This is a genomic window from Cupriavidus lacunae (genome assembly GCF_003353055.1).
Classification (GTDB): domain Bacteria; phylum Pseudomonadota; class Gammaproteobacteria; order Burkholderiales; family Burkholderiaceae; genus Cupriavidus; species Cupriavidus lacunae.
On sequence record NZ_QKWJ01000065.1, the window covers coordinates 28,192 to 41,102 of the forward strand.

Annotated in this window: 14 protein-coding genes; 9 read left to right on the forward strand and 5 right to left on the reverse strand. The window is 66.7% G+C overall.

The features are described 5' to 3' along the window. Positions 1 to 4 precede the first annotated feature (4 nt). From DN412_RS31970 to DN412_RS31980, 3 genes are read right to left on the reverse strand one after another with little or no spacing between them, the layout of a single operon-like run. Complete coding sequence (locus DN412_RS31970; RefSeq protein WP_115215244.1) at positions 5 to 391, reverse strand: nuclear transport factor 2 family protein; 387 nt, start codon at positions 389 to 391, stop codon at positions 5 to 7. A gap of 22 nt (positions 392 to 413) precedes the next feature. Beyond that, positions 414 to 1,199, reverse strand: coding sequence for an SDR family NAD(P)-dependent oxidoreductase (locus DN412_RS31975; RefSeq protein WP_115215245.1), 786 nt, complete (start codon positions 1,197 to 1,199; stop codon positions 414 to 416). A gap of 39 nt (positions 1,200 to 1,238) precedes the next feature. Beyond that, complete coding sequence (locus DN412_RS31980) at positions 1,239 to 2,120, reverse strand: alpha/beta fold hydrolase (protein ID WP_115215246.1); 882 nt, start codon at positions 2,118 to 2,120, stop codon at positions 1,239 to 1,241. Positions 2,121 to 2,247: 127 nt separating this feature from the next. On the opposite strand from DN412_RS31980, the gene DN412_RS31985 reads away from it, so the two are divergent. The 7 genes from DN412_RS31985 (at position 2,248) to DN412_RS32015 (ending at position 9,349) form a co-directional block, all read left to right on the forward strand. Continuing rightward, on the forward strand, positions 2,248 to 3,036 hold the full coding sequence (locus DN412_RS31985) for an SDR family oxidoreductase (protein WP_115215247.1): 789 nt from the start codon (positions 2,248 to 2,250) through the stop codon (positions 3,034 to 3,036). A 150-nt stretch (positions 3,037 to 3,186) separates the two neighbouring features. Beyond that, the gene (locus DN412_RS31990) at positions 3,187 to 4,749 is read left to right on the forward strand and encodes a DUF1302 domain-containing protein (protein WP_115215256.1); all 1,563 of its coding nucleotides are present in this window, start codon (positions 3,187 to 3,189) and stop codon (positions 4,747 to 4,749) included. A gap of 67 nt (positions 4,750 to 4,816) precedes the next feature. After that, complete coding sequence (gene dmpE, locus DN412_RS31995) at positions 4,817 to 5,596, forward strand: 2-oxopent-4-enoate hydratase (RefSeq protein WP_115215248.1); 780 nt, start codon at positions 4,817 to 4,819, stop codon at positions 5,594 to 5,596. Positions 5,597 to 5,640: 44 nt separating this feature from the next. Further along, positions 5,641 to 6,555, forward strand: a complete 915-nt coding sequence (locus DN412_RS32000) for an acetaldehyde dehydrogenase (acetylating) (RefSeq protein ID WP_078199438.1) — start codon at positions 5,641 to 5,643, stop codon at positions 6,553 to 6,555. Between the two features lie 10 nt (positions 6,556 to 6,565). Beyond that, positions 6,566 to 7,591 carry a 4-hydroxy-2-oxovalerate aldolase gene (gene dmpG, locus DN412_RS32005; protein ID WP_115215249.1) on the forward strand — a complete coding sequence of 342 codons (1,026 nt, stop codon included), beginning with the start codon at positions 6,566 to 6,568 and terminating at the stop codon, positions 7,589 to 7,591. Positions 7,592 to 7,679: 88 nt separating this feature from the next. Continuing rightward, positions 7,680 to 8,672, forward strand: a complete 993-nt coding sequence (surE, locus tag DN412_RS32010; protein WP_115215250.1) for a 5'/3'-nucleotidase SurE — start codon at positions 7,680 to 7,682, stop codon at positions 8,670 to 8,672. 11 nt (positions 8,673 to 8,683) lie between these two features. After that, positions 8,684 to 9,349: a carboxypeptidase regulatory-like domain-containing protein gene (locus DN412_RS32015; protein WP_115215251.1), complete on the forward strand. Its 666-nt coding sequence runs from the start codon at positions 8,684 to 8,686 to the stop codon at positions 9,347 to 9,349. Between the two features lie 2 nt (positions 9,350 to 9,351). Here the strand turns inward: DN412_RS32015 and DN412_RS32020 are convergent, their stop codons facing one another. After that, positions 9,352 to 10,968 carry a glycosyltransferase family 39 protein gene (locus DN412_RS32020; protein WP_161564080.1) on the reverse strand — a complete coding sequence of 539 codons (1,617 nt, stop codon included), beginning with the start codon at positions 10,966 to 10,968 and terminating at the stop codon, positions 9,352 to 9,354. 480 nt (positions 10,969 to 11,448) lie between these two features. Here DN412_RS32020 and DN412_RS46005 point away from each other — a divergent pair, with 480 nt between their 5' ends. Continuing rightward, on the forward strand, positions 11,449 to 11,619 hold the full coding sequence (locus DN412_RS46005; protein WP_425267460.1) for a BcsR/BcsP family cellulose biosynthesis protein: 171 nt from the start codon (positions 11,449 to 11,451) through the stop codon (positions 11,617 to 11,619). Positions 11,620 to 11,634: 15 nt separating this feature from the next. On the opposite strand, the gene DN412_RS32030 is transcribed toward DN412_RS46005, so the two are convergent. Continuing rightward, entirely contained in the window at positions 11,635 to 12,039 is a 405-nt protein-coding gene (locus DN412_RS32030) for a DUF3224 domain-containing protein (RefSeq protein ID WP_115215253.1), read from the reverse strand. A gap of 239 nt (positions 12,040 to 12,278) precedes the next feature. Between DN412_RS32030 and DN412_RS32035 the strand changes: the two genes are divergently transcribed. Beyond that, positions 12,279 to 12,689, forward strand: coding sequence for a hypothetical protein (locus tag DN412_RS32035; RefSeq protein ID WP_115215254.1), 411 nt, complete (start codon positions 12,279 to 12,281; stop codon positions 12,687 to 12,689). The last annotated feature ends 222 nt before the right edge of the window (positions 12,690 to 12,911 follow it).

A 12,911-nucleotide genomic window follows, 5' to 3' on the forward strand; every position in this document is an offset into this window, starting at 1 on the left:
GGGCTCAGAGGAAATGCACGTCGTCCGGTGCCCAGTGAGCGCGCATGCTGCGGATGCGGCCGTCTGCGCCGAACGTCATGATGTCGGTCACGTCGATGCGGGCCGGCCGCCCTTCCAGGCTGACATGCACCGCGAAGGTCAGCGCGGCGGCGTCGCCGTGCGAGCCGCGCGGCGGCGCCACCACCTCCAGGCGCGCGCCCAGCGCCGTGGTGTGCTGGTAGAAGGCCAGGATGGCGGGCTTGCCGGCGATCGGCTGCGCGCCGACCGGGTCTTCCACGGTGGCATCGTCAGCGTAAAGCGCGGCAACGCCCTGCGCGTCACCGGCGTTGAAGCGCTCGACATAGGCGAGCAGCGTGGCTTTCATCGCGGTGCTATCAGTGCCATGGGTCATCGGGTTCTCCTTGTCCTGTGATTCAGCGCGCGGTGTAGCCGCCGTCGATCACCAGCTCGGCACCGGTGACGTAACGCCCCGCGTCGGACACGAGGTACAGGATGCCCGCCGCGATGTCGCGCGGCTGGCCCACCTTGCCCGCGGGCGTCTGTCCGCCCAGGTAGTCGAACAGCGCCTCGCCCTGGCCCGAAGCCTGGGCCACGTGTTCGAGCATTGGCGTGCGGATATAGCCGGGATGGATCGAGTTGGCGCGAATGCCCTTGCCGGCGTAGAGCATGGCATCGGTCTTGGCCATCATCCGCACCGCGGCCTTGGACGCGTGATAAGGCGGCACGTCCGGCCCGCCCGCGATGCCGTACATCGACGACACATTGACAATGGCGCCGCCGCCGGCGCGTTCCATGTGCGCAATGGCATGCTTGGTGCACAGGAAGGTGCCGGTCACGTTGACCGCCATCACCTGCTGCCATTGCTCCAGCGCCAGCTCATGGGTCGGCGCATTGGGCCCCTCGATGCCGGCGTTGTTCACCAGGATGCCAAGGCCGCCGAAGCGCGCCGCGATCTCCGCGAACACGCGCGTCACCTCGCCTTCGCTGGTGACGTCGAGCTTCCAGAACGCGGCCTCGCCGCCTTCGGCGCAGATGGCTTCGGCGGTGGCCTTGCCGTCGGCTTCCAGCACGTCGAGCACGGCGACCTTCGCGCCGGCCGCTGCCAGCATGCGCGCGGTTTCCGCACCGATGCCGCGCGCGGCGCCGGTGATGGCGGCCACCTTGCCGCGCAGATCGAACAGGTTATACGGGTATTCCATGATGTCTCCTGGGTCTTGTTGTGTGGGCGTGGGCGCCAATTATGCCGCGCCGTTCTGGGCAGTATCCGCCAGGAAGCCGAGACATTCGCGATTGAAATAGGCTGCGTGCTCAACCATCACCCAGTGGCCGCAGCGGTTGATCATGACAAAGCGCGCGTCGGCGCAGCCGCTCAGGAACTTCGCGGCGCCGGACGCGGGATTGAACTGGTCCTCGGTGCCCCAGAAGCCCAGCACCGGGCACCGGATCTCGCCCAGCCGCGCGGTCAGGTTCGGCACCTTCATGGTGGCCAGCACCTCGCGCGGCTGCTCGCGGCACACCGCCATGCGCTCGTCGACCAGCGCGTCGGTGACCAGGCTGGCGTCGTGCACCAGCAGCTGCAGCAGCTGCCGCATGGTGTCCGGGTTCATGTGCCCGCCGGTAAACAGCGACACCATGTGCTGGATGCCCGCCATCTGGAAGTAGGTTTCGCGCTCTTCCACGCCGCCGGGCGCCATCATCACCAGGCGGCTGACATGCTTCGGGAAATCCAGCGCGTACTGCAGAGCGATGGCGCCGCCAAGCGAGTTGCCCACCAGCACGCAGCGCGGCAGCTCCAGTGCCAACAACTGCTCGCGCAGCGCGGCGACGAAGAAGTCCAGGGTGTACTCGACATCGTCCGGCTTGGACGACAGGCCATACCCGGGCAGGTCCACCACCACGGTGCGGAAACCCGCCACGGCGAAGGCCGGCACGTTATGGCGGAAGTTGCTGTGCCCGCTCGCGCCCGGACCGCTGCCGTGGATGAAGACCACCGGCTCGCCGCTGCCGGAGTCCAGGCAGTGCAGGCGCAGGCCCGTGGAAGTGGTGGTGAAGCGCCCGACCGGCAGGTTCGGGTGTGGGGATGCAGGCGTGGAGGGCGTGAGCTGCGAGGTAGCGGACATGAGGGCGTCTCCCGTGGTTTGCCCAGCATATTGCGCAGCGCCGGCACCCCGGGCATCGTTCATTCGGACTACGAGCCGGACGGCCACTTCTCCTACGATGGGCGCTCCATGCATCCAGGGGGAGCCCATGACAGGATTTGACTACACCGGCCAGACCGTGCTGGTGACCGGCGGCATGCGCGGCATCGGCCGCGCCATCAGCGAGGCCTTCCTGCGCGCGGGCGCACAGGTCTTCGTGTGCGGACGCACCGCGCCCGCCGACGACAGCGAACTGCCTGCCGCGGCAGGCCGCAGCGCCCGCTTCATCCCGGCGGACATCCGCGACATCGAGCAGGTCGATGCCATGCTTGCCCAGATTGCGCAGGCCAGCCCCACGCTTGACGTGGTCATCCACAACGCCGGCGGCTCGCCGTTCGCGCTGGTCGCGGAGGCCTCGCCGCGGCTGCTGGAATCGGTGATCCGGCTCAACCTGGTCGCGCCGCTGCAGCTCGCGCAGCGCGCCAATGCACGCATGCAGCAGCAGGCCGGCGGCGGCACGCAGCTGTTCGTGGGCAGCGTCAGCGCGCTGCGTCCTTCGCCCGGCACGGCGGCCTACGGCGCCGCGAAGGCCGGCATCCTCAATGCGGTGCGCACGCTCGCGGTGGAATGGGCACCCAAGGTGCGCGTTGCCGCGGTCAGCCCGGGCATAGTGCAGACCGATACCTCGCAGCAGCAGCACTACGGCGACCCGGAGGCGTTGCGCAGCATGGCCGCTACGGTGCCGCTGGGCCGGCTCGCACACCCGGACGACATCGCCGGCGCATGCCTGTTCCTGGCGTCGCCGCAGGCGTCTTACGTGTCGGGCGCCAATCTCGTGATCGATGGTGGCGGCGAGCGCCCGGCCTTCCTCGACGCGGCCTCGGTCAATCGCGGCTGAGCGGCCGCCGGGTGAACGACCGCAGTAGGGAAACAGCCTAGTCCGTTCTGCCGATTTGTGCATGGCCTCCCCTCTCTACGCTTGCGGCCAGGCGAGCGCCAATCGAAGTGCCAGGCAATGAACCAAGACCGACACCACGGGGAGACCACCATGCAAAAACCAACACCAGGCTCACTGAAACGCCGCAACCGGCTGCGGCCAATTGCTGCCGCGGCAGCGCTGGCCGCGCTGCTCGCGCCGCCCGCCCGGGCCGGCGACACCATCGATCTCGGCCACGACACCACGCTCGACTACAGCGTTACCGCCAGCTACGGCGCGGCGGTGCGCACTGGCCAACAGAGCAACACGCTGCTGAGCCCGGTGAACATCAACGGCGATGACGGCAACCGCAACTTCAAGCGCGGCGACATGATCGCCAACCGCGTCTCGCTGCTGGGCGAAGCCCATGTCAAGCACGATGTATTTGGCGCACTGGTGCGCGGCAGCGTGTTCCAGGACTGGGCCTACAGCGGCAGTAACGCGAACAATGCGCCGTTCACGGTCAACCACAGCGGCCAGTTCAACGAGTTCACCGGTTCCGCGCGGGACTATCACGAGCACCGCGCGCAGCTGCTCGATGCCTATGTCTATGGCGCAACGCCGATCGGCGACTCGCAACTGAGCTTCAAGCTGGGCAACCAGGTGGTCGCCTGGGGCGAGAGCCTGTTCTTCGCCAACATCGCCGGCGCGCAAGGGCCCGCCGATGCGACCAAGGCCTTCGTGCCGGGCGCCGAGGTCAAGGACATCCTGCTGCCGGTGCCGCAGGCGTCACTGCAGCTGCAGGTCACGCCGGCATTCAGTGTGATGGGCTATTACCAGTTCACCTACAAGCCGAACCAGATTTTCGCGCCGGGCAGCTATTTCAGCACCACCGACGTGGTCGGTCCGGGCGCGGAGTTCATCATCGGACCCGGCTTCAACATCCCGCGCGGCCCGGATATCCGCCCGTCCGACTGGGGGCAATGGGGCATCGGCACCCGCTTCCGCGTGTTCGAAGGCACCGAGGTCGGGCTCTACCAGCTGCGCTACCACGACAAGAACCCGAGCGTGGTCACCTCGCTCTTCCCCACGCTGCAATATCAGCAGAAGTACTTCGGCGGCATCAACCTGACCGGCGCCAGCTTCTCGACACAGGTGCTGGGTGCCAACGTCGCCGGTGAAGTCAGCTACAAGGACGGCGTGCCGATGCTGGTGGACGTGGCCGGCTCGCCCACCGCGACGCGCGGCAAGGCGCTGCAGGGCCAGCTCTCCGCGATCTACTCGGTGGGCCCGACCTTCCTGGCCAACTCGCAGACGCTGCTGGGCGAAGTCGCCTACCTGCACGTGCTGAGCGTGGATCCGGTGATGGGCTTCAGCAACTTGTCGAACACCCGCAACTCGGCGGCATTCCAGGTGGGCTGGTCGCTGACCTACAACAATGTATTCGATGGCTGGGACATGACGGTGCCGCTCACCTATGCGCAGCAGTTCAGCGGCCAGTCGGCGGTGGCCGGCGCCTTCGGCACGCTGATGGGCTATGGCGACAAGCGCGCCAGCGTGGGGCTGACCTTCAAGTACCTGAACAACCTGGAACTCAACCTGACCTACGCCGCGTTTATCGGCGGGGCGAGCATCGCCAACCGTCCGCTGGCTGACCGCGACTACGTGGCCTTTAACGCCAAGTACTCGTTCTGACCTTCGTTCCGACCCGGACTGCCGCGGCGCGATGCCGCCGCGGCAGTGCCGCCCAAGCCCCCCTGCCATGAATGCCGACCTGATCACCACGCTCAGCAACGAACTCCACCACGCGCTCGTCGCGCGCTCGCCGGTGCCGCCGCTCAGCGGCCGCGGACTGGGGCTGGATGTGCGCGATGCCTACCGCATCCAGCAGGGCTTCATAGCCCACCGGCTTGCCGCCGGCGACCGCGTCACCGGCAAGAAGATCGGCGTGACCAGCGAAGCCGTGCAGCAGATGCTGGACGTGCACCAGCCGGACTTCGGCATCCTGCTGCAGAGCATGCACTACGCCGCCGGCCAGCCCATTCCCGCGGCGTCGCTGATCCAGCCGCGCGCCGAGGGCGAGATTGCTTTCTTCCTGCGGCGCGACCTGCGCGGACCGGGTGTCACGCGCGACGATGTGCTCGACGCCACCGAGGCAGTGGCGGCCTGCTTCGAGATCGTGGATTCGCGCATCCGGGACTGGCGCATTCGCATCGAGGACACCATAGCCGACAACGCCTCCTGCGGCGTCTATGTGCTCGGCGAACGCGTCAGCCCGCACGCACTGGACCTGGGCACGTGCGCGATGACGCTTGAAAAGAACGGTGAATGCGTGGCCACGGGCCTGGGCAGCGCCGCGCTGGGGCATCCCGCCGATGCGGTGGCATGGCTGGCCAACACGCTCGGCAGCTTCGGCATTCCCCTGTTGGCCGGCGAGACCATCCTGTCGGGCTCGCTGGCGGCGCTGATTCCCGTGCAGGCCGGCGACCGGCTGTCCATGCGCATCACCGGCATCGGCGGCTGCACCGCCGTGTTCTGCTGACTTCACGACTTTCCCGACTTTCTGACCTTGCGACGCGAGACACCATGAACAAGATCCGATGTGCCCTGATCGGGCCCGGCAATATCGGCACCGACCTGCTCTACAAGCTGCGCCGCAGCGACATCCTGGAACCGGTCTGGATGGTCGGCGTGGAGCCGTCCTCCGAAGGCCTGGCCCGTGCGCGCGAGCTGGGGCTGAAAACCACCAGCGACGGCATCGACGGCCTGCTGCCGCACCTGGAGGCCGACGATATCCGCATCGCCTTCGATGCCACCTCCGCCTACGTCCACGCTGAACATTCGGCCAAGCTGACCGCGCGCGGCGTGCGCGTGATCGACCTCACGCCGGCGGCAATCGGGCCGTTCTGCGTGCCGCCGGTCAACCTGGAAGCCCATATCGGCAGCAACGAGATGAACGTCAACATGGTGACTTGCGGCGGGCAGGCCACCATCCCCATGGTCTATGCCGTGTCGCGCGTGCAGCCGGTGGCCTATGGCGAGATCGTGGCGACGGTGTCGTCGCGCTCGGTCGGGCCCGGCACGCGCCGCAATATCGACGAGTTCACGCGCACCACGGCGGGTGCGATCGAGGCCGTGGGCGGCGCGCGCCAGGGCAAGGCCATCATCGTGATCAACCCGGCCGAGCCGCCGCTGATCATGCGCGACACCATCCACTGCCTGACCGAGGATGCGCCCGACGTTGCCGCGATTACCGCGTCGGTGCACGACATGATTGCCGAGGTGCGCAAGTACGTGCCGGGCTACACGCTGAAGAACGGCCCGGTGTTCGACGGCAAGCGCGTCTCGATCTTCCTGGAGGTGGAAGGCCTGGGCGACTACCTGCCTAAGTACGCTGGCAACCTGGACATCATGACCGCCTCCGCCGCCCGCACCGCCGAGTGCATCGCCGCCGCCATGCGCGCCGACAGCGCGCAGGCTACCGCCAACGCCACCGCCTGAGGAGCCAGCCATGGTCCAACGCATCACCCTGCACGACATGACCCTGCGCGACGGCATGCACCCGAAGCGCCACCAGATCTCGCTGGAACAGATGAAGGGCATCGCCCGCGGGCTTGACGCCGCCGGCGTGCCGCTGATCGAAGTCACCCACGGCGATGGCCTGGGCGGCGCCTCAGTCAACTACGGGTTTCCCGCGCACAGTGACGAGGAATACCTGCGCGCGGTGCTGGGCGAACTGAAGCAGGCGCGCGTCTCCGCCCTGCTGCTGCCCGGCATCGGCACCGTCGATCACCTGCGCATGGCGCATGAGATCGGCGTGCATACCATCCGCGTTGCCACGCACTGCACCGAGGCCGATGTCTCGGAACAGCATATCGGCATGGCACGCAAGCTCGGCATGGATACTGTGGGCTTTCTGATGATGGCGCACATGGCACCGGTGCAGACGCTGGTGCAGCAGGCGCTGCTGATGGAAAGCTACGGTGCCAACTGCCTGTACATCACCGACTCGGCGGGGCACATGCTGCCGCACCATGTCACCGAGAAGCTGGGCGCCGTGCGGCAGGCGCTGCGCCCGGAGACCGAGCTGGGCTTCCACGGCCACCACAACCTTGCCATGGGCGTGGCCAATTCGCTCGCCGCGATTGCCTGCGGCGCCAGCCGCATCGACGCTGCCGCCGCGGGACTGGGCGCCGGTGCCGGCAACACGCCGATGGAAGTGCTGGTGGCCGTGTGCGAGCGCATGGGCATCGAGACCGGTGTCGACGTGTTCCGCATTGCCGACGTCGCCGAGGACCTGGTGGTGCCGATCATGGACCACCCCATCCGCCTCGACCGCGACGCGCTCACGCTGGGCTATGCCGGCGTGTATTCGTCCTTCCTGCTGTTCGCCAAGCGCGCGGAGGCCAAGTACCGCATCCCCGCGCGCGAAATCCTGGTGGAGCTCGGCCGGCAGCGGCTGGTGGGCGGGCAGGAGGACATGATCGAGGATACGGCGATCACGCTGGCGCGTGAGCGGGGACTGCTGGCGTCGTAGGCGCTCACCCCGGATTCGATCAGGCCCGGTGGCATCTGTGCAGCCGGGCACCGCTTTCATCACGCATAAGAAAAAGGAGACAGGTCCCATGCATCGACTTCGCGCCCACCTGCGGCTCGCCGCCTTTGGTATCGCCGCCACGGCACTGGCCGCGGCGGCCAGCCCCGCCCAGGCACTCAATATCCTGCTGACCAATGACGACGGCTGCGCCGCGCCAGGCATCTCCGCGGTCCGCAAGGCCCTGCAGGACGCCGGGCACCGCGTGATCACGGTCGGCCCGGCCAGCAACCAGAGCGGCTCGGGCGCTGCCTATGCCGTGCCCGACGGCCGCACCCGCCTGTTCGTGGAGCCGCTAGCCGGCAGCAACGACACCTACTGCGTGCACCGGATCAAGACCACGTTTGTCGCGGGCAGCGCGCTCAACGCCACCAACGCGGACTACCTGGGCAGCGGCTCGCCGGTGGACGCCACCGCAATGGGCCTGAAGATCGTCGGGCCGGAAAGCAGCTTCACGCCGGACCTGGTCGTCTCCGGCGCCAATTTCGGCGAGAACCTGTCGGATTCGATCCCGCACTCGGGCACGGTGATGAACGTGCTGTTCGCCGCGCGCCGCGGTGTACCGGGCATTGCGCTGAGCGTGGGCGTGGATTTTGCCGAAGCACGCACGGGCTTTGCCAGCACCCTGGCGGCGTTCCCCAGGGCCGGGGCCTTCCTGGCCCGCGTGATCGCCAGCCTGGAGGCCACACGCCCCGCCGGCCAGCCATTGCTGCCGGTGGCCCATCCGCTGAGCATCAACTACCCCATCGTTGCAGGAGGAGCGCCTGCCGGCGTGCGACTGACCACGCCCGGCACCGTGGATTCCTTTACGACGGCCTACAAGCGCAATGCCGACAACACGGTATCGATCGACGTGGGGGCGCCAGAGACCGAGCTGGCAGCGCTGGCGCGGATTGCCGAGACACCTGCCTTCCTGGCCAAGTTCATCACGATCTCGCCGCTTGATGTCGATTTCCGCCCGACGCCGCTGGCGCGCGGCCTGTTCAACCGCTCGCACCGCGAGCTGGCCACGCTGGCCCCTTGAGCGCCGACACCATGGGCAAGCACCTTCAAACCTGGCGCCACCTCGTGCTCGCATGCGGGGTCGCAGCGGTTGCAGCATGCGGGGATGACCATGCGCAGGAAGTGACCGGCACGGCCGCCGTTGGCGCCGCGCTGGCAGGCGCCACCGTGCAGTTACGCGATGCGCAAGGACAAGTGCGCAACGCAACTACCGATGCAAAAGGCGCATTCCGCCTGGCCGACGTGCCCGGCGGGGCGCTGATGGTGCGCTGCGAGGGCGGGCTCGCGCAGGGCGAGCCGAACCGCCAGCGGCTGCACGGACTGGTACTGGGCGGGCGCATCGTGAACTGCTCGCCGCTGACCGAACTGGCGTTGTGGAAGGTCCTGGGCGGGCCGCCGAGTCAGGCGTTCGACAGTTTCGGACAGGCGCGCGCCAGTGACCTGACCGCCGACGCCATGGCCGCGGCGGAGTCCGCCGTGCTGGACGCGCTGGCAACCGGTGCCGGGGTCGATATCGACCCCGCTGCCGTACCGCGGCGCTGGCATGACACACCGCTGGAGGCCGGCAATGCCAACGACCCCCACGACGCCGCACTGGAAGCGCTGCGCGAAGCGATCGCGGACCAGGCCGCGATGGACTTCATGGGAGAGATGGTAGTGCGCGGCGTTTGCGTGGTGGCGGACGCAAGCTGCAACTAGGGTTACAGCGGCTGGGGCGCCTGGCCAGAGGAATCTTCCTGGCCAGGCGCCCCAATGTCTGCCCTGGCCGCGCTGACCGGGAACAGGAACGCTACGCCGATCTGGTACACCGAGGCGTTCCGCTTTAGTGCAAACACAGGCTGCAGCACCGCATCCGGATATTGCGCGGCAAGGCTCTGCGGAATGCCGGCTCCCTCTTGCCGGGCATCCCAGATCAGCACGGCGCCCGACGCGCTCAGCTTTTCGTGAGTGATCCAGGGGCTGAAGCGATAGCCGCCGTGCGAGAAAAGGGCTGAGGGGCGGTCGTCGGAGTAGAACGCAGCATTGCCGGCATGCCAGGTATCGCCGATCACATATTTCAGGGGCTGCCCGGTCTCAGCCTGCCATCTGCTGGTCACTTCGGCGGCAAGCTGCTCCCCCGGGAAATGTGCCCGGCTTTCGTTACCGGTAATCATCGGCTTACCTACTTGTTCCAGCACGAAAATCAAGGCGGGTAGCAGCAGGACCACCAACCAGGCGCGGCCGAACGCGCGCAATCTTGCGGCGGTCCAGACGGGCCGGATCCTGGTGGCGATGAAAAGGCCTGCGAAACACATCAGCGGGGCCGCCCACATGACCCGCGGCGGCCGGTGCGTGATGACCGACAAAGCCACGGAAAAGGCAATGGGCCCGAGCGCCAGGGCAGCCACGTAGGCCTGATCGAATCTGCCTGCATCCGACGGCGCCGGGGCTTCGGCGCTGCGCCAGCGCCAGAGCATGGCAGCCAGGGCCAGCATTGGAATCAAGGCTGCAATCTGCGCGCCGATGAACGAAAGCAGCCTGGCAAAGTAGCTCGCACTCTCTGCTGCCGCGGGCGCACGCCTGCCCACATAGTCGATGGAAATAAAGCCGCTCTCGACAATCCAGTGCAGGTGCGGCAAAAAGACGAACAATGCGGTAAGTACCAGCAGCCAGGGGCCCGGCCCGGAAAGGCGCCGGCGTGCCTGCGGGTGCAACAGCACAAAGATGGCCATGGAAGCGATATACGCGCCCATCGAGTAACGCGCCCATAGCCCCAGTCCGGCAATCAACCCGCTCAACCCCCAGTCGACAAGCCGGTTCCCAGTGAGCGCGCGATGCAGCAGCCAGCCAAAGGCGGCGGCAAACGGCATCTGCAGGACGATATCGTTGAACTCCGGGGTGGGATAGTTGAAGTAGTAGATGCCCTCCAGCAGGAGGACACCGATCAGTGCCTCGCGCCTGCCTGCAATGCGACACCCAAGCCGCCATACCGCCAGGAATACGATCCCGATGCAAAGCTGGGAGGCCAGATAGCAAGTCCACAGGCTTTTGCCGGACCATGCCGTGACGGCCTCCGTGATCCAGGGCCATAGCGGGGGATCCTTCTCGTACCCGAGCTGCCACTCATGGCCCCACGCCAGCGCCTCAACAATGTCGAGTGACGCGTTTTTCAGGAGCAGGCTTGGCAGGATCGTCCAAAGAAGCACATGACAAAGCACGGCCAGGGCGAAGACCCGGCCGGGAGAAAGTGCCTGAGAAGAGGTTGATTGCGTCCATAGGATGGCTGACTTCTGCCAGGCTGACTGGCGAACTGCGGTAAGGCCCGAAACTTTTTCCACACTTTTCCTGAATCTTGCGGCGCGAACGCGGGGCGTACCTGATGCGCCGGCTAGCACTGGGATAAACGACGTGCACTTTTTACCATAATGATCTCAAAATATTACAAACAATTACAAGCAGAACCCGATAGGGGTATGTGTCGGTTGGCACATAACGGCATGAGTAGTGGGTGGAGTTAAAGTTAATGTGCTGCAAGGGTTGCCCGGGGAAGCACCGAGCCTGCGGATTTTCGGCAATCCAGAATAGATTGCGCTGCCGCCATCACCGGGTTGCAGATTGCAAGGAATCCGGGCGGCTGAGATGCTGACGCCGGCGCGCAGTTGGCCGCCCTCTGGCAAGGAGGCGACGTTTCAGCAATGTCTTCATCCCCACCTACAACGAGCCGCTGCGCGTGCTGCAGCCCACCGTCTACGCCGCGCTGGGGCTGGACTGGCCGCAGGCCGGCCAATGCACGCGGGCTGCCGCTGGCGCGCAGCGACATCGACGTCCTCGGCAACGAGGTCGATGGCTTCGAACCGCAGCACTATTTCGACCAGCAGGAACTGCAGGCGGCCCGCGCGGCGGCGCGGCGCTGGCCGCTGCTGGCGAGCCTGCTGGGGTATGGCGCCACCGGCAGCGAAACGGGTGGGCCGGGTGGACCGGTTGCTTAAGCGCCGGCGTGCCTGTCAGGCCGGATCCGGCAGGCTGTAGCGCATGGCGTACAGGTGCTTGCCTTCGACGATATCGATGCTCAGTTCGCCGGACAGGCCAAGCAGCTCGCCCGTGCCGGAATCCGGCACCACCGATACCCGCAGCGATGGCGCGCCGCGCGTCATGGTACCGCTGTGCTGCAGCACAAAGGTGCCGCTGCGCCCGTTCAGCACGCCGCTGACCAGTTCCATCGCCACATAGCCAGCCGACCCCGCCACAGCCGTGCCGGCCGCCAGCATCTCGCCATGGCTGTTGCCTTGCAGGTCGCCGGAGAATACCTTGTCGATAGAGCGGCGCCCGAGTGCGGCACCAGTCACGTCGTCATGCAGCGGCAGTGCTTGCAGATTGACCTCGAACGATCCCCTGGCTTGCAGTTCCATGGCAGTTCCCGTTGCGCGAGCAGTGTTGGAACAACGACTGTAAGCGATCGGCGCGCGGTGCTGCAAGCTGCCCCCGCCTTCCCCGATTCGCGGGGATTCGACCTGTCATGAAACGTTCCGGAGGCTAAGGCTTCCGGCTCGATGAAGGGGTGGCTATCAAGATAACCTGCACAGCGCCGTAATCGCTAGAATGCGCGTTAGTGCGCAGCGGTGCGCCTTGGTCTGATCCCGGAGCCGGCATGGAACCCCTCTCTTTTGAATTTGTCACCGTCGAGGAAGCAAAAAAGGTACTGGACGGCGGACCGCCGGTGCAAGCCGAGCCTGACTGGAGCGGCGTGCGGCGACCGCCGGCGCAGGAAGATACGATGCTTTCAGACGTCGCCATGCGCTGGCTGGCGTCGCTGCCGGCCGAGGCGCGGCCCGTGGAACTGTGCCGCCGCTATGCCCGCATCGGCAACCAGCTGGCCGCGCTCTCGGTCCACCCCGCGGCGCTGCATGCTTTCCTGGTCGAGTTGCTGATCGACAGGCGCGGTGGGCGGCAGGGGTTTCCGGATGGCATTGCGCTGGAACTGTCGCGGCTGCATGAATATATGGTGGGGCGGTTGCAGGGGGGAGATGGGGAGCAGGGGTGGCCGGAGTTGGCGGATTGAGGGGACTGGGGTGTCGCTGTGCGGTCGGTTTGTGGCTCTTGGCTAGGGTGGCTGTTTCGCCGGCGTGGCCGGTGGGGCTTCTTGCTCGTTAGCTTGGGGATTTAGATACTATGAAGGGCCGCGGAGGCAACTCCTGGAGTAAAACGAAGATTCGCACACTCTCGTTTTTCCAAAGGAGCACGCAAATGGACGCGCCTGACACAGCCCTTCATGGGCAGAATA

What these genes read in the sequence shown, in the direction of transcription:
- DN412_RS31985 (WP_115215247.1), top strand. Translation starts at nt 2,248, where the DNA reads ATGACAGGATTTGACTACACCGGCCAGACCGTGCTGGTGACCGGCGGC.
- DN412_RS31990 (WP_115215256.1), top strand. Translation starts at nt 3,187, where the DNA reads ATGCAAAAACCAACACCAGGCTCACTGAAACGCCGCAACCGGCTGCGG.
- DN412_RS32030 (WP_115215253.1), bottom strand. Translation starts at nt 12,039, where the DNA reads ATGGAACTGCAAGCCAGGGGATCGTTCGAGGTCAATCTGCAAGCACTG.
- DN412_RS31975 (WP_115215245.1), bottom strand. Translation starts at nt 1,199, where the DNA reads ATGGAATACCCGTATAACCTGTTCGATCTGCGCGGCAAGGTGGCCGCC.
- dmpG (WP_115215249.1), top strand. Translation starts at nt 6,566, where the DNA reads ATGGTCCAACGCATCACCCTGCACGACATGACCCTGCGCGACGGCATG.
- DN412_RS32035 (WP_115215254.1), top strand. Translation starts at nt 12,279, where the DNA reads ATGGAACCCCTCTCTTTTGAATTTGTCACCGTCGAGGAAGCAAAAAAG.
- DN412_RS32000 (WP_078199438.1), top strand. Translation starts at nt 5,641, where the DNA reads ATGAACAAGATCCGATGTGCCCTGATCGGGCCCGGCAATATCGGCACC.
- DN412_RS31980 (WP_115215246.1), bottom strand. Translation starts at nt 2,120, where the DNA reads ATGTCCGCTACCTCGCAGCTCACGCCCTCCACGCCTGCATCCCCACAC.
- surE (WP_115215250.1), top strand. Translation starts at nt 7,680, where the DNA reads ATGCATCGACTTCGCGCCCACCTGCGGCTCGCCGCCTTTGGTATCGCC.
- dmpE (WP_115215248.1), top strand. Translation starts at nt 4,817, where the DNA reads ATGAATGCCGACCTGATCACCACGCTCAGCAACGAACTCCACCACGCG.
- DN412_RS32015 (WP_115215251.1), top strand. Translation starts at nt 8,684, where the DNA reads ATGGGCAAGCACCTTCAAACCTGGCGCCACCTCGTGCTCGCATGCGGG.
- DN412_RS31970 (WP_115215244.1), bottom strand. Translation starts at nt 391, where the DNA reads ATGACCCATGGCACTGATAGCACCGCGATGAAAGCCACGCTGCTCGCC.